This window comes from Psychrobacter sp. PAMC 21119 (genome assembly GCF_000247495.1).
GTDB classification, from domain to species: Bacteria; Pseudomonadota; Gammaproteobacteria; order Pseudomonadales; family Moraxellaceae; genus Psychrobacter; species Psychrobacter glaciei.
The window spans coordinates 1-17,817 of the sequence record NZ_AHVZ01000039.1; the positions used below are offsets into that span (position 1 = coordinate 1).

15 protein-coding genes are annotated in these 17,817 nt (G+C 44.0%); 6 read left to right on the plus strand and 9 right to left on the minus strand.

Features of this window, described 5'->3' with window-relative positions; genetic code table 11:
- The first annotated feature begins 433 nt into the window (after positions 1-433).
- On the plus strand, positions 434-1,048 hold the full coding sequence (locus RH96_RS12330; protein ID WP_026037347.1) for a transposase: 615 nt from the start codon (positions 434-436) through the stop codon (positions 1,046-1,048).
- Between the two features lie 66 nt (positions 1,049-1,114).
- Here RH96_RS12330 and RH96_RS12335 read toward each other — a convergent pair whose 3' ends face one another.
- From RH96_RS12335 to ispH, 9 genes are all read right to left on the minus strand, one after another.
- Complete coding sequence (locus RH96_RS12335; protein WP_010201420.1) at positions 1,115-1,471, minus strand: hypothetical protein; 357 nt, start codon at positions 1,469-1,471, stop codon at positions 1,115-1,117.
- 150 nt (positions 1,472-1,621) lie between these two features.
- On the minus strand, positions 1,622-2,311 hold the full coding sequence (gene rpe, locus RH96_RS12340) for a ribulose-phosphate 3-epimerase (RefSeq protein WP_010201422.1): 690 nt from the start codon (positions 2,309-2,311) through the stop codon (positions 1,622-1,624).
- 92 nt (positions 2,312-2,403) lie between these two features.
- Positions 2,404-2,652: a TIGR03643 family protein gene (locus RH96_RS15340; protein WP_026037348.1), complete on the minus strand. Its 249-nt coding sequence runs from the start codon at positions 2,650-2,652 to the stop codon at positions 2,404-2,406.
- A gap of 298 nt (positions 2,653-2,950) precedes the next feature.
- Positions 2,951-3,856 carry an S-formylglutathione hydrolase gene (fghA, locus tag RH96_RS12350; RefSeq protein WP_010201424.1) on the minus strand — a complete coding sequence of 302 codons (906 nt, stop codon included), beginning with the start codon at positions 3,854-3,856 and terminating at the stop codon, positions 2,951-2,953.
- A gap of 102 nt (positions 3,857-3,958) precedes the next feature.
- The gene (locus RH96_RS12355; RefSeq protein ID WP_010201425.1) at positions 3,959-5,461 is read right to left on the minus strand and encodes a C13 family peptidase; all 1,503 of its coding nucleotides are present in this window, start codon (positions 5,459-5,461) and stop codon (positions 3,959-3,961) included.
- A gap of 319 nt (positions 5,462-5,780) precedes the next feature.
- A complete protein-coding gene (gene htpG, locus RH96_RS12360; RefSeq protein WP_010201427.1) occupies positions 5,781-7,766 on the minus strand; it encodes a molecular chaperone HtpG in 1,986 nt (661 codons plus the stop codon).
- 551 nt (positions 7,767-8,317) lie between these two features.
- A complete protein-coding gene (locus tag RH96_RS12370) occupies positions 8,318-9,133 on the minus strand; it encodes a thioesterase family protein (protein ID WP_010201431.1) in 816 nt (271 codons plus the stop codon).
- 153 nt (positions 9,134-9,286) lie between these two features.
- Positions 9,287-9,532: a hypothetical protein gene (locus tag RH96_RS12375; protein ID WP_010201432.1), complete on the minus strand. Its 246-nt coding sequence runs from the start codon at positions 9,530-9,532 to the stop codon at positions 9,287-9,289.
- A 1-nt stretch (position 9,533) separates the two neighbouring features.
- Complete coding sequence (gene ispH, locus RH96_RS12380) at positions 9,534-10,490, minus strand: 4-hydroxy-3-methylbut-2-enyl diphosphate reductase (protein WP_010201433.1); 957 nt, start codon at positions 10,488-10,490, stop codon at positions 9,534-9,536.
- Between the two features lie 336 nt (positions 10,491-10,826).
- Between ispH and gmk the strand changes: the two genes are divergently transcribed.
- The 5 genes from gmk to RH96_RS12410 all read left to right on the plus strand — a co-directional run bounded on the left by gmk (position 10,827) and on the right by RH96_RS12410 (position 17,492).
- Positions 10,827-11,453: a guanylate kinase gene (gmk, locus tag RH96_RS12385; RefSeq protein ID WP_010201434.1), complete on the plus strand. Its 627-nt coding sequence runs from the start codon at positions 10,827-10,829 to the stop codon at positions 11,451-11,453.
- Between the two features lie 175 nt (positions 11,454-11,628).
- Positions 11,629-11,889 (plus strand): DNA-directed RNA polymerase subunit omega, encoded by a 261-nt coding sequence (gene rpoZ / locus RH96_RS12390; protein WP_010201435.1) that lies wholly within the window; start codon positions 11,629-11,631, stop codon positions 11,887-11,889.
- Between the two features lie 471 nt (positions 11,890-12,360).
- Positions 12,361-14,547, plus strand: coding sequence for a RelA/SpoT family protein (locus RH96_RS12400; RefSeq protein ID WP_010201436.1), 2,187 nt, complete (start codon positions 12,361-12,363; stop codon positions 14,545-14,547).
- Between the two features lie 133 nt (positions 14,548-14,680).
- Positions 14,681-15,061, plus strand: a complete 381-nt coding sequence (locus tag RH96_RS12405) for a RidA family protein (protein ID WP_010201437.1) — start codon at positions 14,681-14,683, stop codon at positions 15,059-15,061.
- Between the two features lie 133 nt (positions 15,062-15,194).
- Positions 15,195-17,492 (plus strand): primosomal protein N', encoded by a 2,298-nt coding sequence (locus RH96_RS12410; RefSeq protein WP_010201438.1) that lies wholly within the window; start codon positions 15,195-15,197, stop codon positions 17,490-17,492.
- Positions 17,493-17,817: the final 325 nt, after the last annotated feature.

The window sequence follows — 17,817 nt, forward strand, 5'->3', positions numbered from 1 at the left end:
ACGGTTTTATAAGCGTAAATATAAATAGTTATACAGGTACGCTTATTTAGGTGTAATGGACATTTTTCATGCTGACGTAGGGTCTAACGCTATATACTGTCTATATTTCCAAGGAATCAACGCCATGAATCAAAAAACTGCCCTTTTTGTAGTGATAAACACACCAAGAAGAATGGACGTAAGCTTGGCAAACAGCAGTATCAATGTCTAGCTTGCAGGCGGCAGTTTTTAGGTGGCAAAAGACTTAATAACCGAACGCTTTGGACTGAATATACGCAAGGAAAACAGACCTACCAACAACTGGCGGATAAATATCACTGTAGTCTTAAAACCATTCAAAGACGCTTAGATAAAATCAGTATTGAGTATCCAGTTAAACGTCCTAAGACTGCTAATATCATCATGGACACCACTTCCTATCCCCTCGTGTGCCTTGGCAGTCTCAGTGGACAACACCACTAGAACCGTTCTTAATTATGCGATAGTCAGTCATGAAACCAATAGTGCTTATAAGCAAGGGATTGATCATCTAGTATCGTTAGGCGTAGATATACAAAGCATCACCTGTGATGGTAGACGAGGACTGAGGACGTTATTCACCCGCACCCCTTGCCAGATGTGCCAGTTTCATCAAGTGCAAATAGTGACCCGCTATTTAACTCGTCGCCCTAAGAATAGTGCCAGTATCGAGCTTAGACGACTTACTTTAGAAATAAAACAGCTTGATAAAGATGCGTTTGTAAAGCGCTTAGATCACTGGTATTTGACTCATGAAGCCTATCTTAATGAGCGTAGTACCAATGAGGATACCGGCAGAACGTGGTACACCCACAAGCGTCTTAGAAGTGCTTATCGTAGTTTAAGAACCAATAGCGATTGGTTATTTACTTATCAAGAATATGGGCATTTAGACCTACCAAATACTACTAATTCTCTCGAAGGGTTATTCAGTGAGCTCAAGCGACAATTACACAGTCATCATGGGCTAAATGAGTATCGTAAGTTACGGTTTATTAAAGACTTTTTAGAGTCAAAGACACTCAAATAGCATGAATTATGTCCATTAGCGACTACCTTCTAATTTCTAGCATGAATTTTGTCCATTACACCAAAATTAACTATAAGTGCCCATCAACCATAGTATCGATATACAAGAGGTTAAGTAGCCCAAGCTAATCGCATTCCAGCTTTCTATATGTGTGCCTTTGATCTTGTTAAATATGCGTGACCCTATCCAGAACAACAGCGGAATACCCAGCATAAATGCAGGCACGATGACCGCAGCGTGGCGCAATACTTCGCCAGTATCATCACCTACCATGAGACGAAAGCCGTAACCTGCCAAGCTTAAAACAAGCGCAAACATAGCCAAGCCAATGGTAATACCTTTGGGTACTAAGCTGCGTTGCTGCGCTGTGCTTGCGACTGGTTCAGGTGACGCTGACGAGTTGATTGAATTTTTTGTGTCCATATTTCACCTACCTTTACGGAACTTGCTGTTAGGCATCGTTATAAATTATACAGCACATGTTAATACTTTTTTGTCCCAGTGGTATTGGGTCAATTTTGCTATCACGTCATACGGCAGTTATTAGCAGTCATTAATAATCATTATCAATTATTAACAGTTATTGGCCAATGCAAGCTCTACACGCATGGCATCGATAGCAGCCTTATAGTCTTCTTGATTGAATATCGCAGAACCGGCGACAAACATATCAGCACCCGCTTCAGCGATGGCTCGGATATTACTGGCTTTGACACCGCCATCGACTTCTAATCTGATATCTCGACCGCTGGTAATAATACGTTGACGGACTTGGCGCACCTTGTCTAGAGTACCTTCAATAAACGACTGACCACCAAAGCCAGGATTCACACTCATTAATAAAATTTGATCCACTTTATCCATGACGTAATCCAAATGATGTAATGAAGTAGCAGGGTTCAATACCAAACCACACTCTGCTCCACCATCTTTAATCAATTGTAAAGAGCGATCGATATGATGACTGGCTTCTGGATGAAACGTAATAATATTCGCACCCGCTTCTAAAAACTGATCAATCATACTATCAACAGGTGACACCATGAGATGTACGTCGATAGGTGCATCAATGCCATAGTCACGCAGCGCCTTACAAATCATACTACCAAACGTCAAATTGGGTACGTAATGATTGTCCATCACATCAAAATGAATCACATCGGCACCCGACTCTAATACCTTTTCGACTTCTTCGCCTAAACGTGCAAAATCAGCTGAGAGTATCGATGGTGCAATAAGATATGGTTTAGAAGGACTGATCATAATTTGGCTACCTAATTGATGTTTATATAAAGTATTAATAAAATAAAATTGCTGTCAGCTTTAGTCCTTTCTGTTTAGATTGAGGACATGCTCTAGCGCTGCTTGTATTGGGTTTTACAATAAGCACGACCAACGCCAAAATCTCGTTTCGCTTGATGTTTGGTAGCACGGCTGCTCACGCGCTGACGCCATAATCGAAAAGACGACGGCTTTAGCTCTTGGCGCATGAGCTTAATCACGCCAGCTTCATTAAGACCGTAGCTGTGCTCGATCGCCCCAAATGGTGTTCTGTCTTCCCATGCCATCTCTATCACTCGCGAGACTTGAATCTCATCAAGCACTCTGTCACCAGCGTCATTTATATTTTTTGCGATGAACTCATCCGAGTTAGCTTTAGAGATTGGGTCATCGTTGCTATGCTGCTTATTTTTTAGCGCCGCATCCATATCAGCTTGCATAGTCGCAAGTGCTGATTGCGCATTTTTAGACTCTGAATGAGTGTCACGTATTGAATGGGTATCACGTATTGATTTCGCATCGGAATTAGATGCTGTTAAATCTTGATAACTTGCCATAATTTTACCTTTTAAACATTAGCGCGTGTTGAGCGGCTTAGTGAAAAGAGTTCAATATCGACGCTTAGCTAAGTTGTGCCATGCGCCAATGATGTTCGATATGGTCGTTAATAATGCTCTGAATAAAATAATAACTATGGTCATAACCTGCCTGATAACGCAATGTTAAAGGCTGCTTGGCTTTTGTACAAGCGTCTTGAAGTTTGGCTGTTTGCAGCTGTCCTTCTGCTAAAAAATTATCCGCAGCGCCTTGATCGACCAAGATGCTGGCATACTGCTGACCGACCTTTTCGATCATCTTTGATGCATCTGCTTGCGACCATAGTGATTGGTCATCGCCGAAATACTCAGTATAGGCGGCTTGCCCCCATGCCGACTCACTGGCAGCACAGACGGGCGATAAGGCGGAGACACTGACAAACTTACTTGGGAATTTAAAACCCAACAGTAACGCCCCGTGACCGCCCATGGAGTGTCCAGTGATACCCATGCTATGAATGGGAAATTCTGAGCGCAGCAAATCGTATAGCTCATCGACGATATAGCTTTGCATATTAAAATGATCTGCCCACGGCTGCTGTGTGGCATCCACATAATAGCTTGCGCCCTGACCGACAAAATAGCGCTCATCGTTCGGCACTTCACTGCTGTCACCGTCACTGCTGTCACTACTTCGAGGTGATGTATCGGGTGCGATAAATATCATACCAAGCTCGCTACATTTTTGTTGAAAATGCGCTTTATGGGTGACGTTATCAGCATTACAGGTCAAACCCGATAGATATAAAACGGCAGGACATAACCGCCCTGCGAGCGCTTCATCAGGCAGATAAATACTGAACGTCATCGGCGTTTTCGTCGCTGTCGATTGATGACTATAGTAATGCTGCTCGCCATCAAAGCAGCGATTCACACTCTTTTGCGTGAGCTGGCTGTTAGCAGACAAGCTTTTATTATAAGTATTATTCATGAGTAACTTCCTCTTTGTCCAAGGTAAAATAAACGATGGCCTATAAAAAGCGCTTTATAAATTAAAAAGCACATTGATAACAAGTTAAATAGCACTCAAATTTTAATCAATATCACTGGTAGCATTTACTGGCAAGTTAGAGGTACTGTTGGAAGCGGTATTTGCAGTATTACTGGGTAAAATATTAACGGTGGTAGAACCCGCATTATTCGTAATGCTAGCGACTGGCGGACGGGTTTTATCAAACAATACTTGCTCAAACGCAGGTAGCGCCGTCTCCATTAGGCTACCAATCACCATCTGTGGCTCTGATGGCTCAAAACCCATCACACTCTCGCGCTCAGTCACTCGTAAGCGGGCATCCTTAAAGGCAGATTCAAAGCTGGTATTTTCACGCAGGCTTTCAGCAAAGAACGCTTGCCCAAAATAAGTCATTTCTGCCGTATTGGTGCAGCCAAACGAAGCTTTATCAGCCGCTGAGGCAGTAATCACCACTGTGGTCGGTGAGGCCAATTCATCGATAAACGAGCCTGAGTAACACGCTGATACGACGATTACACGCCAGCGAATACCTGAAGCATCCAAAGATTCGCGCAACCAGGTAGCATCTAAATTATCTATCGCAAGTGGTGGATTCGCCAATTGCACGATATCTTCAGTACCGTGTGAGGATAGCGTGAGAAATAGCACATCTTCATCGGCATTCATCTGCCGACCAATTCTTTTTAAGCCGCGCAAAATACTGGTCTTAGTCGCAATTGGTTCATCGAGCCAGCTGTACTGATTATTAATGAGTGAGAGCGAATGACCGCTGGTGCCAAAGCGCACATCGAACAGCTCGCGTACTTTATTAATCTCGGAGCGAAAAACATTTTGATCAGAGAACCCAGCCACACCCATAAAGTACCAGTCAGTCTTGCCATCGATACTTGGATCAATGCCATCAAGCGCTTGTTGCAACAGACGTGGCTGCTCGTACAATGCAGCCTCTTCTAACACTGGCTCTACAGGTATTTGCTTAAATATGGGTTGGTCGGCGACATTACGCTGCCAGATAGTCAGCAGCGCCACTGCGCCTACCAGCACAATAATACGCTCCCACCATGGTGTGCGCATGCGACGAGAAAAAATCCACAATAAGGCAAGCGTCTGCCATAAGAACAGCACTAAAAACAGAATGGGTAAAAATGAATAACTCCAGTCCGGCAGCCAACCATAACTGCCAAAAAACTGCACCAGACTTTGTAATAATGCCGACAAGGTGTCAGCAACCAACCATAGCACCACAGGCACAAAAACCAGCGCCTGATTGCCCGCTCGCCGTGCCAAAATAATACCACTCAATAAAATAATCATCGGCCAGATGAGATAGCTGACCAATCCTTGCTCATTAAAAATACTGCCGCCTTCAGCAGCCAGCCATGAGAAAAGCACGTTGCTACCAAGTGCCAATAGCGCGAAGACCGCAAACTGAATAAAGGTGGGCTTAACCCAAGAAAACGCGCGCGTTGACCCCACTAGCATCCATAAAGTTGCGATAATATTGGCAGCGAAATTGAGTGAAAAGCGCTGAAGCGATACGGTTTTTAGCGACGTAAGTGACAAAGACTTAGACCTCTAGCCAGTCGAAAGAAATAAAGTGAATCAATGATAAGTATTTTGATGCAGCAGCCGTTCAATGTTATTTATTTACATTTTTTGCGCGGCTTACACACAGCGACGTTATGTTTGATCCACTATAGAATAAGCAAAAAAACGAATAGCATGAGTCAATAGTATGGCTCGCCAATCTAACGCGATTGTAACGGATTGTCGGTCAAGAGGATAAGGCTGATTTGTAAAAAATCGCTCAAATCTGACCGAAAATCAATTAAAAAAAGGAGGCCTTGAATACAAGACCTCCTTCTATATCAATGACTCAATACTATCTCATCAATAACTCATTGACACGTTTTAGGTAAGCTGCTGGATCGTCTAATTGACCGCCATCCGCTAGCAATGCTTGATCAAAGATGACTTGCGCCAGCTTGTCAAAATCAACATCAGATTGCTCGCTACTTTCAAGCTTCTTAATCAATGGATGATCAGGGTTGACTTCAAGCGTTGGCTTACTCGCTGGCACATCTTGACCCATTTGCTGGAGCATCTGAATCATTTGTGGCGACAACTCACCTTCACCAACGACCAAACAGGCTGGGCTATCAACCAAGCGCGTAGACACTTTCACGTCTTTCGCACGCTCGCCTAACGCTGCTTTTAGCTTATCAACCACTGGCTTCATGGTTTCTTCGGCTTTTTCGGCTTCGGCTTTTTCGGCTTCGTCTTGCAAATCACCCAAATCAACCGCGCCTTTGGCGATATTTTGTAGCGGTGTCTCATCAAATGAGGTTAAGAAGTTCATCGCCCATTCATCGACACGGCTGGTCATCAAGATAACTTCGATGCCTTTCTTTTTGAACAACTCAAGCTGCGGGCTGTTCTTTGCCGCTGCCAAATTATCAGCCGTTATGTAATAGATGGCCTTTTGACCGTCTTTCATGCGCGCTTTATAGTCTTCAAAGCTGGTCGTCACACTGTCTTGTGTGCTGGTCGCATAACGTAGCAATTTGGCAATACGTTCTTGATTGCCCATGTCCTCGCCCAAACCTTCTTTGATGACATCACCAAACTCGGCGTAGAACTGCGCGAACTTCTCTTGCTTATCACTGTCTTCGCTATTGGCCAAACTTGCCAGCAAGGTCAAAATACGACGTGCATTACCATCACGGATAGACTTCACATCACGCGATTCTTGCAATAGCTCGCGACTGACGTTCAATGGCAAGTCAGCTGAATCGATAACCCCTTTGACAAAGCGTAGATACATCGGTAGCAACTGCTCAGCCTCGTCCATAATAAAGACGCGCTTGACGTAAAGCTTGAGACCATGCTGCTGCTCACGAGTATATAAATCTACAGGCGCTTTTTTAGGAATGTATAGCAGCTGCGTATACTGAACGCGGCCTTCGACACGGTTATGCGTCCACGTCAGCGGTGCATCCATGTCATAGGAGATGTTTTTATAAAAATCGACATATTCCTCGTCTTCAATCTCAGAGCTTGAGCGAGTCCACAGAGCACTGGCCTTGTTGATGGTTTCCCATTCGTCAGTCAGTACCATCTCGCCGCCAGCAGAGGCTTGCGCATCAGCGCTGTCAGTTTCGTCATCAGCTACATCTTCTTGCCAAACTTCTTTACGCATTTGAATCGGTAGGCTGATATGGTCAGAGTATTTATTCACCAAGCGCTTGATTTTGGCGCGGTCTAGATAGCTGTCTTCGCCTTCAACGTACTCTTCTTTTAGATGCAACGTGATGGCAGTACCGCGCGCGTCCTTGGTGATAGGCTCAACGGTAAAGCTACCAGTGCCATCGGATACCCAACGTACGCCCTTATCTGCAGGCTCGCCCGCTTTGCGTGATTCTACGCTAATCGTATCTGCCACGATAAAGCCTGAATAGAAACCAACGCCAAATTGACCAATCAATTGACCTTCTTGCTTTTGCGACTCAGAAAGCTTGTCTAAGAACGCTTTGGTGCCAGACTTGGCAATCGTACCTAAGTTTTCGATGGCATCCGCTTCATTCATACCAATACCATTATCGGTAAAGGTGATCGTTTTAGCATCTTCATCGACGGCGATGCGAATTTTTAACTCACCATCGTTTTCATAAAGACTGTCATCATTGGTGCCTTCAAAACGCAGTTTATCGCAGGCATCAGAGGCATTAGATACCAATTCACGGACAAAGATGTCAGCGTTAGAATAGAGCGAATGCGTCACCAAATGCAGCAATTGCGCCACTTCTGCTTCAAACGTATGTTTTTTTAATTCTGGATTCAGACCTTTAGCTTGAGTTGCTTCACTCATAAAACACTCCTTTGAATTCTATTAAGTACTTATTATAAAATAACGATGAACCTGCCAAGACCGCTTTAATAGCATTATCAAATGCTAGCCTGTTGGATACCGTTAAGCTGTTTATACTAATAGGGGCATAGAAGAAAATTTCAAGCGCAAAAGGGTTATTCAATAAAAAACACCGTCTTAGTTTGCTAAGGCGGTGTTTTTTGTGAGCCATATACTCACATAATCATTTAAAAAGGCATATAGTCAAGTCTATATAAATCCGCTACATCGTCATCCTCGCTAAGCATACTAATGTATAACTTGCACTCGGTTTCCTTGTATCGAAATTATATTGAACTGACTATATTAAACTTTATTCTGAGTAAGCTTCTAGCAATAAATCCCAAATAGTCATTAGCTTATTTGAAAAGTGAATATGTGTTTTCATAGTAACCTTCAGTGCAGTAATATTGTCTTGATAGACACCATTACAACCGATTACTATAATTCTGTAAAATATATTAAATACATATTTTTGTTTTGTTTTTTAAAACAATAAAATTACTCAACATTTAACGTGGCATCGGACGAATGGTCAAAATCTGCTCGCTGCGACCAAACGGGCCATATATATCGTGCAACACTGCGCTGGTCACCCCAATCCCATCAGCGCCATACTGTTGTACCGCGTCAATGCCGAGCCAACGTCCTTGCGGCGCGCGATGCATATGAATCTGCAAATCAGTATTGGGAAACATCCACTCCAACGTTGATAGTCCGAGACCAAGTCGTGGCACGACGCCATTGGCAGTATCGACCATGCCCAATAAATGCACCAAATCATCCGTCGGTTCGCCCTCGACCATCTCAACATCATTGGTGATCCAAACCATACCACGCCCAGCGCGACGATCAGCATCAGTGACTAAGCGCACTGTTTTAATAAAACCACCTGGCCAACCTTTCATACCATCCCAGACTGCCAAGTCTTCAGGTTGGTACTGTGCTTTTTGATCCTCCAGTCCTGCAATCTCGCTGGTGTCTTGAGTCATCAGTCGCCATGCACGAGCAATAATAGCATCACGGCCACGACTGCTCAGCACCGACTCAACCAGCTCAATGGTTCTGCCCGGACGAATACAACGGGTAGTAACAGTAAACTCATCAAGCGGTATGAGCCCCAAAATGTCGAGACTAATACGGGCAATTCTCATATTCTCTTGTGGAGCAAATCTACTAAGCTCAGCGGTCAGTAATCCTGTCGCTGGTGCCATATGCTGCTCGTGCTCATTCCAAGCGCCTTGGGCATGCTTGGTGGGCTGATAGTGTGCGATCATCACACCATCTTCTTGCTGTTCACGTTTAATAAAGTTGTAATAAGCTGACATTAACCATCCTTAATGTTGTCTCAAATCTTGCTCATTCATCCAGTATTTTGTAACTGTTGTGAGAAGTGGTTATGGTTGTATAAAAAAGTTATGCGTTACCAGAGCGTGTCAATCACTTCCTAGTAATTTTCAGGCTTGGCTTACCTTTATTGTTTATTTAGTAAGCTCTTGCTTTCTCATATTGAGCAACGTGCGACTCTTAGCCATTATAAAGAGGAAAAAAGCCATGATAGCAATAAGGACACCATATAAGACACTATAATCTTTCGTAAATTGTGCCGTATTAAGAATAAGCATCAATACCAAAATGACAATCACAAACATATTAATTTTCAATTGCTTATTGATGTCATCGACTGTGGCTTCGACCAATACGAACTTTTTTTTGTGCTTTTTCATGTTACTTACCTACTTGCGTGACCGGAATACGTAAGGCTTTGGGCAGACTAAATATGACATTCTCTTCGATACCTGACAGCTCACTTGGCAAGTCACCGCCCCAATCTTGCAACTGCTGTAGCACCTCTTGAATCAATACTTCTGGCGCTGAAGCCCCTGCGGTGACACCCACATTCTCTACGCCATCAAACCAGCTACTGTCCATTTCGCTGGCGTTGTCTATCAAATAAGCACGGCAATTCATCCGCTCTGCCAATTCACGCAAACGATTTGAGTTTGAGGAGTTTGGTGAGCCTACCACCAAGACTATCTCGCAGCGACTGGCCAAATCTTTGACCGCATCTTGGCGGTTTTGGGTGGCGTAACAGATGTCATCTTTACGCGGTCCTTCGATACTAGGGAATTTGTCGCGCAGTGCATCGATGACGCGTGCCGTATCGTCCATCGACAAGGTCGTTTGAGTAACAAATGCCAAACGCTCACCATCCTGCACAGTCAGCTTTTCGACATCGGCTTCATTTTCGACCAAATGAATCTCTCCACCATGACGACGATTAAATCGCCCCATTGTGCCCTCAACTTCAGGATGTCCAGCATGACCGATCAACACCGCATCCATACCATCTTGCGCAAATTTAGCGACTTCGATATGTACCTTAGTGACTAGCGGACAAGTGGCATCAAATACTGTTAGATCACGACGAGTTGCCTCATCTTCGACCGCTTTTGAGACCCCATGCGCAGAGAAAATAACGATTGCGCCATCGGGTACTTCGTGAAGCTCTTCGACAAATACCGCACCGCGATTGGCCAAATCCGAGACCACAAATTTATTGTGTACAACCTCATGACGGACATAAATAGGGGGCTCAAAGCGGGTCAATGCTTCGTTGACTATCGCAATCGCGCGATCGACACCAGCGCAAAAACCACGTGGATTGGCAAGATAAATTTGCATAAGATGGCCTATCATTAGATAATTTGTATTTATCGCTTAACGTCAAAAGCTTAACGTCAAAAGTTGGGATGCATTCAATACGCTACTTTAGCATAATTTGCTTTTATTGCCTTTTAAAATACCATCGTTCCAGTCGCTATAGAAGCAGTCGGTCTTTAAAAAAACAAAAGTGTCAAAAGCAGTTTATAATTAGGCAGTAGTTATGATTTCTCTAACCCTACATGATGACATTTTATATTTTTACCAGCCTTTGACGCTTTGGCGGTTCACTATCACATCTTTTCGTCTTTTATTAGCACACACTTTATTAGGGCACACCCCATTAGGACACTTTGTATGACAGGTTCATTATTTATTATTACCGCTGCCTCTGGTACGGGCAAGACCTCACTGGTGAAGCAGCTACTTGCCACCACCAATGACTTGACCGTCAGTGTCTCCCATACGACTCGCGTCCCGCGTCCGGGTGAAATTGATGGTCATCATTATCATTTTACCGATGTCGAGAAATTTGTGACTGCCATCGGCGACAATAAATTTTTGGAGCACGCCGAAGTGTTTGGTAATTATTATGGCACCTCAGAACAAAGCGTACGTGCGCAATTAGAGGCCGGTGTCGATGTGATTTTGGAGATTGATTGGCAGGGGGCGCTACAAGTCAAAAAAATATTTACTGACGCGACGATGGTCTTTATTCTGCCCCCAAGCATTGCCACGTTACGCCAGCGCTTGTCGACTCGCGCGCAAGACACGATAGAAGTCATAGAGCAGCGCTTAGCAGGCGCAGTGACTGAGATGGCGCAATACGTAAATTTTGATTTTGTCATAATTAATGATAATTTCGAAGTCGCTTTGACTGAGCTAAAAGCCATTATCGTCGCTGATAGACAGACGCTAAAACGCCAACAGCAGCGTTATCATCGTACGATTAGCAACTTGCTAAGCAATAAAGTACAAGAGTAGGGTTATTACTGCCTGTCAGTAGGGTTTAATTTGGCAAGCAGACATAAAAAGCAACCACCTACCTAGGCAAAAAATGCTACAATGTCTAGCTATTCCCCTTTATATTTTTGATATTATTTTTATTTGAGTGACGGACTATGTCTGTGACTAATAAAAACAACCGAGGTAGCTATTTATGGCACGAGTGACGATTGAAGATTGTTTGGATAATGTTGATAATCGCTTTGAGCTGGTTTTGGTCGCAAGTAAGCGCGCCCGTCAGCTGGCCAAAGGTATCGCTGAGCCGTTGGTTGAAGTCGATAACGACAAGCCTACGGTATTGGCTCTACGTGAAATTGCCGCGGGCAAAATCACTCGCGATATTCTAAATCAGCCAGAGCATAACTTTGCTACTAGCTCAATGGATTTAGCACTGTCAGGCGATCATAGCTTCTAGTAAAAGCTGTTTGATATGCAAGCGCATATTGATGATAAAAACCACAGCTTATGCTGTGGTTTTTCGTTTACAACTGTATGCTTTTGGCTATTATGAAAGCCATTTACGCCCAAAATCATACCACTGGGTATAAATTTATAAGTTTTTTTCTGGCACCAACGCTTAGCAGTTGACATTGAATACGATTTACGATTAATTAGAGAGTGGTCTCGCCTTTCTACTGCTCTCTATTATAATTATTGCGCTTTTTTACAATAATCGTTTTCTTTTATAATAGGGTCGCTGCAATTTAAAAACGTGACAGCGTCAACCTTGTAAACGATACCATCCGGTTGCTTTTTTATCCATATATCCATATATCCATACATCGATATTATCTTGCTTTAACAGTAGATTAGTATTCATTCAGTCACCATTTACCTTAGCAGAGCTTAATCAATTATAGGTAATGGAAAATAGGATCGTCACTTTATGAGTCAAACCCTTCCCAAACTCAGTCATCATCTAGTCGATGATGCTCAATATAATTTGCTCCGTTCAGTTGGCTATCTGACTGCTGCCGAACGCCGTGATATTGTTGATGCCTGTGAGTTCGGTGATATTGCGCATATTAAAGACAAGCGTAAATCAGGGGAGCCTTATATCACTCATCCGATTGCGGTCGCTGAAATATTGGCAGGTTTTCGTTTAGATCGAGATACCATTATTGCAGCGATTTTGCATGATACCGTCGAAGATACCGACGTTAGCGATGAGCAAATCGAGCAACGCTATGGCAAAGTGGTTGCTAGACTGGTTGATGGCGTCACCAAATTAAAATCTTCGACCCATAATAAACAACAAAATAAAGCGGCGACTTTTCATAAAATCCTGACGGCTACCCTTGCTGATCCACGGGTGTTAATCATTAAGCTTGCCGATCGCCTACACAATATGTCGACGCTGGATGCGGTACGTCCTGAAAAACAGCGCACGACAGCGCAAGAGACGTTAGATTTTTATGTACCATTTGCCCGTCTGATGGGTCTCAATGACATCGCTGATTATATTGAGGTGCTGTGTTACCGCAATCTTGATTCTGGTATGTATAACAAGATTTCAGATAAGCTGCTGCAACACGGGTTGGGACGTAATTTTCAAAGAGAGGCTATTCATAGCTATCTGACTATTGTCTTAAACAATTTAGGGCTCAATGGCCTCGTCAAAGTATTAGACAATCGCGTGGTGATATATCGACAGTTTTTCCGCAATCGCGGTGAGATTAATGCGCTGCTTCGTCACTATGCTTTTGAGATTGTGCTCGACAATATTGAAGCTTGCGACAAGCTGGCTTATTACCTCATCAAAAAATATCAAATCGATGATACCCATATCGCTGACAATATTCGTCGCCCACTACCGGGTGGCAATCAATCCCTGACCCTTATTTATGAGCGGGATAATGATTTTGTAAAAGTTACTATTTTGACCAAGCAAATGCAAAATGCGGCAAGGCTTGGCGTTATCGGGGCGGAACACGCCTCCGATGTCAGTCAATCAGTCATTCAGGCGTCACTACGCAATATGAAAGACTTGGTCGATGAAGACAGCTTAAATCAAAACAGCCCTGACTTTACTGCTGCCGTCTCGACGATTAGCGAGCTGATGGATTACCTACATTCAAGCAAAATTATTTGTTATAGTCCCAAAGGTCGCGCTTATGAGCTATCACAAGGAGCCACAGCGCTTGATTTTGCTTATGCTGTTGGACCTATGGTCGGTAATGTGGCCGTCGGTGCCAATATCGATGGCAACAAAGCCAAGCTGGGCACGGTGGTCAAAAACGGGCAATTGGTCGAAATTGAAGTAAATAGCCACTCAGAGCCAAAGGCAGAATGGCTCGGGTTTGTCGTGACCAATAAAGCCCGTGAAGAGATTTTACGCTGGTTTAAGGATTTATCTGCTGCTGATAAACAGCATCATGGTCAACAAGCCTTGGATCGCGCGCTAAAAACCTATCAAAAAAGCCTCGATGATTTAACGGACAGCGATTGGAAAAACTTGACAGAATGGCGTGGTCTGACAGAAAAAAATGCGCTATTTGAACAGATTAGCTCGGGCACGCTACTGCCACAACTGGTGGTCACTCGCTTATTTAGCGACGAAGTCAGTGACTTGCAGGCTAAAGAACAAAATGATGATGATGCCCAACCGCAACAATTGATTGTCAATGCCTCAGGGGTAGAGCTTGATTTTGCCAATTGCTGCCATCCAATCTACGGCGACCCTATCGTTGGTCATTTATCCCGTCACGGCTTGGTGGTACATCGCCATAAATGCTTCTCGCTCGATGATATTCGTAAGGATAACCCTTATCAAGTGATACAGCTGCGCTGGCGCAATGATAAGGCCATCAAACAAAATGAATCCGGCGAGCACGCTAGCAAAGTCCGTTTTTCGGCTTATTTGAAGCTGTCTCTTGCCCTCAGCGACGAACAAATCAGCGAAGTTATCTACCATCTGCGCCAGTTAAATATGGGGGTGGAAACGGTCGATGTGCGCCATACTGACACCATCATTCATATTGTGGTCCGTAGTCGCAATCATTTAGCACAAGGTATTCGCGAACTGCGCTCGCTGCTGGGTTTTCCCAATATCATGCGACTCTATCAGCTGTAGATAGAAGTGTTAAATACCCTTACTTTTAATCTCGAATTTTCAGAACAACCCAAAACAATGATAAACTTTGCTACTTCGTTTTTAGTCAGTAAATCCAATCAATCAAACGAAAAAAATACCTTAAGGATATAATATGACTCGTCAAACCATTCAAACTGATAAAGCCCCTGCCGCTGTTGGCACCTATTCGCAAGCTGTAAAGGTCGGTAACACCGTTTATATTTCAGGACAGTTAGGTTTCGACCCTGAAACCATGGAGTTGAGAGAAGGTTTTAAAGCACAGGCTGAGCAGGTGTTCGAAAATATCAAAGCTATCTGTGAAGCAGCTGGCGGCAGTCTAAATGATGTGGTTAAATTCAATGTATCTTTGACAGACTTAAGTGATTTTGCCGTTTTAAATGAAGTGTTCGTGGCCAACCTATCTGAGCCATACCCTGCCCGCGCAGCCGTACAAGTCGCTGCTCTACCAAAAGGCGGTGTGGTCGAAATTGAGTCTATTCTATATATTGAATAATCTTGATGCTCATCACACTCAACTCTTAAGTAATTGAGTCAAAATAACGGTTGTTAGCGTAAGCCCAAATATCACTATTTGGGCTTACTATTATTCTCATTACTTAAATACCCAAACAATAGAGATGTATTTTATGTTGGTACAAGTTGCTCTGCCCGTGCCCCTTTATCGGGTGTTTGACTATAGCTTACCGGCAGATATGAATGCTTTGCCAGATAATAATTCACCATGGATACCGCCAATTGGTAGCCGCGTCGAGGTGTCCTTTGGTCGTCAAACCTTAATCGGTATCGTGGTCGCTCATATCGCTGAAGCGGATAGCAGCGTACCGATAAAAAAACTCAAACCTATTAATAAATGCTTAGATGTTGAGCCGATTTTAGATGCCAGCATGCTAAAACTGGCTTATTGGCTGGCAAGCTATTACCACTATCCGCTTGGTGATGTGTTAGCTGTCATCTTGCCCAGTCTCGTTCGTCAAGGCAAGCCACTAGACTTGCTGATTACGCACTGGCGAATTTTGCCGCATATAGCTGATGGCGATTTTCGTGCCAATGCCAAAAAGCAAAAGCAACAATTTGATATGTTAAAATTACACGGTGAGCGCGGTGCGAGCGAAGATGTGCTGCTGTTAGAAGGTATGCAGCGCAGTTTTTTAAAAACGCTGGAAGATAAAGGCCTGATCGAGCGCTATATTGAGCCAAAACAAGCACCTGCTCCTGTCAAACTCGCAAAAATGCCACTCGATCTCAATGATGAGCAAGCGCTTGCTGTCGACGCTATTATTGCGGCGCACGAAGCTGAGCGCTACACGGGGATTTTACTGAACGGCATTACTGGTAGTGGCAAGACCGAAGTTTATCTGCAAGCGATGCAAGCCGTATTAGAAGCGGGCAAACAGGTTTTGATTTTAGTACCGGAGATTGGTTTGACCCCGCAGACGCGCGCGCGCTTTGCCAGTCGTTTTGCCGCCCATATTGTCTTGCTACACTCCGGCATGACCAACACTCATCGCTTACAAGGCTGGCAAGATTGCCGCACGGGTCATGCTCAAATCATTATCGGGACGCGCTCAGCAGTGCTATATCCCTTTGCTGATTTAGGACTTATCGTCGTCGACGAAGCACATGATGGTTCTTATAAACAACAAGATACCCTACGTTATCATGCCGCTGACGTCGCGCTTTATCGCGGCCTGCAATGCAACATTCCTGTCGTACTTGGTACCGCGACCCCGTCGCTTGAGCATTTAAAACTGGTCGATGACGGCAAATTAGTAGAATGCCAACTGCAGACTCGCCCTGGCAATGCAAAGCCTGCAACCATGCAGCTGATTGATGCGCGCCTGCAAAGCACCCATCAACAGACTCAAGATGATGGTGCACGCTATGATACGGGGCTGACCGATGCGTTAATTGGTGCGATACGGCAAACGCTCGAAGCGGGCGATCAAGTATTGATATTTTTAAATCGTCGTGGCTATGCGCCAGTTTTGCTATGCAAGGCTTGTGGTTGGCAGGCAGATTGTCCACGCTGTGACGCGCATTTAACCGTTCATTATAATAGTCAATCGCAATCTAATTCCTATTCAAGCAGCTCGTACTTAAAATGCCATCATTGCGATTGGCAAGCTTATATTCCCACCGTTTGTCCTGATTGCGGCAGTCAAAACCTAGATGCCAAAGGGATGGGTACCACAAGACTCAGCGAAAACCTGCACGCGATTTTTGCCAATCCGCAAACCAGTAAAGAGTTGTATCCCATTATCCAAATCGATCGTGATACGACCAGACATAAAGACAGCTGGGAGAATATCTATCAGCGTATTAATGAAGGCAAGCCTGCCATCTTAGTCGGCACGCAAATGGTCGCCAAAGGTCATCACTTTCCCAATGTTACCTTGGTCTGCTTGCCCAATGCTGATCGTGGCTTTTTATCCGCTGACTTTCGCTCGCCAGAACATACCGCGCAATTAATGATTCAGGTGGCTGGTCGTGCTGGACGCGGTGATAAGTCTGGTCGTGTATTGATTCAAACCTTGCAGCCAGATAATGAGCTGTTATTAAAGCTGGTAAAAGATGGTTATCTGTCCTTTGCTCGCGAACTATTGCAAGAGCGCAAAATGATGGGGTTACCGCCGCATAGCCATGCTGCTTTGATACGCTGCGAAGGCAAAACGCTTGCCGCTACGACGCAAGCATTGAAAGATGCGATTGCCATTCTACCTAATGGCCATAATCTTGCTGTGCTTGGTCCTATCGACGCACCGATGAGCAAGAAGAACAGCCGCTACCATGTACAATTGCTACTGCTAGCCAAAGATCGACGACAGTTACATCAAGTATTAAATCAATGGTGGCAACCGGTACTCGCCTTGCCAAGCGCGAAATATCTGAAGCTTACTTTGGATGTCGATCCTGTCGGTTGGTGATGCCCAATTCCTAATCGTGATCCTTTAACTACAATCATCACACTATAGCTCGCCGTTACTAAAGAACGCTATTCAAAATCGGTCATTCATCGTTTACCGCCTAGGGCGTGTCATCAATTAGATTGTGAGGCTTAAAATGAGAAAAATTGCAGATAAACAAGGAAGAAATAGCCGCTAATATGAACATATTGGCAAAATTTCTGACGATGTTTAGCAAAATTTAGCCATTTTAAGACCATTAAATATATAAATGTGCTAATTGATGACACGCCCTAGATACAGCAAGCATTTATTAAATGTGCTAAATTCTGTATATCTGTCTGGT

Coding starts and splice junctions, on each gene's coding strand:
- gmk (WP_010201434.1), top strand. CDS start 10,827: ATGACAGGTTCATTATTTATTATTACCGCTGCCTCTGGTACGGGCAAG.
- RH96_RS12375 (WP_010201432.1), bottom strand. CDS start 9,532: ATGAAAAAGCACAAAAAAAAGTTCGTATTGGTCGAAGCCACAGTCGAT.
- rpe (WP_010201422.1), bottom strand. CDS start 2,311: ATGATCAGTCCTTCTAAACCATATCTTATTGCACCATCGATACTCTCA.
- RH96_RS12405 (WP_010201437.1), top strand. CDS start 14,681: ATGACTCGTCAAACCATTCAAACTGATAAAGCCCCTGCCGCTGTTGGC.
- fghA (WP_010201424.1), bottom strand. CDS start 3,856: ATGAATAATACTTATAATAAAAGCTTGTCTGCTAACAGCCAGCTCACG.
- htpG (WP_010201427.1), bottom strand. CDS start 7,766: ATGAGTGAAGCAACTCAAGCTAAAGGTCTGAATCCAGAATTAAAAAAA.
- RH96_RS12335 (WP_010201420.1), bottom strand. CDS start 1,471: ATGGACACAAAAAATTCAATCAACTCGTCAGCGTCACCTGAACCAGTC.
- RH96_RS12400 (WP_010201436.1), top strand. CDS start 12,361: ATGAGTCAAACCCTTCCCAAACTCAGTCATCATCTAGTCGATGATGCT.
- rpoZ (WP_010201435.1), top strand. CDS start 11,629: ATGGCACGAGTGACGATTGAAGATTGTTTGGATAATGTTGATAATCGC.
- RH96_RS12370 (WP_010201431.1), bottom strand. CDS start 9,133: ATGTCAGCTTATTACAACTTTATTAAACGTGAACAGCAAGAAGATGGT.
- RH96_RS12410 (WP_010201438.1), top strand. CDS start 15,195: ATGTTGGTACAAGTTGCTCTGCCCGTGCCCCTTTATCGGGTGTTTGAC.
- ispH (WP_010201433.1), bottom strand. CDS start 10,490: ATGCAAATTTATCTTGCCAATCCACGTGGTTTTTGCGCTGGTGTCGAT.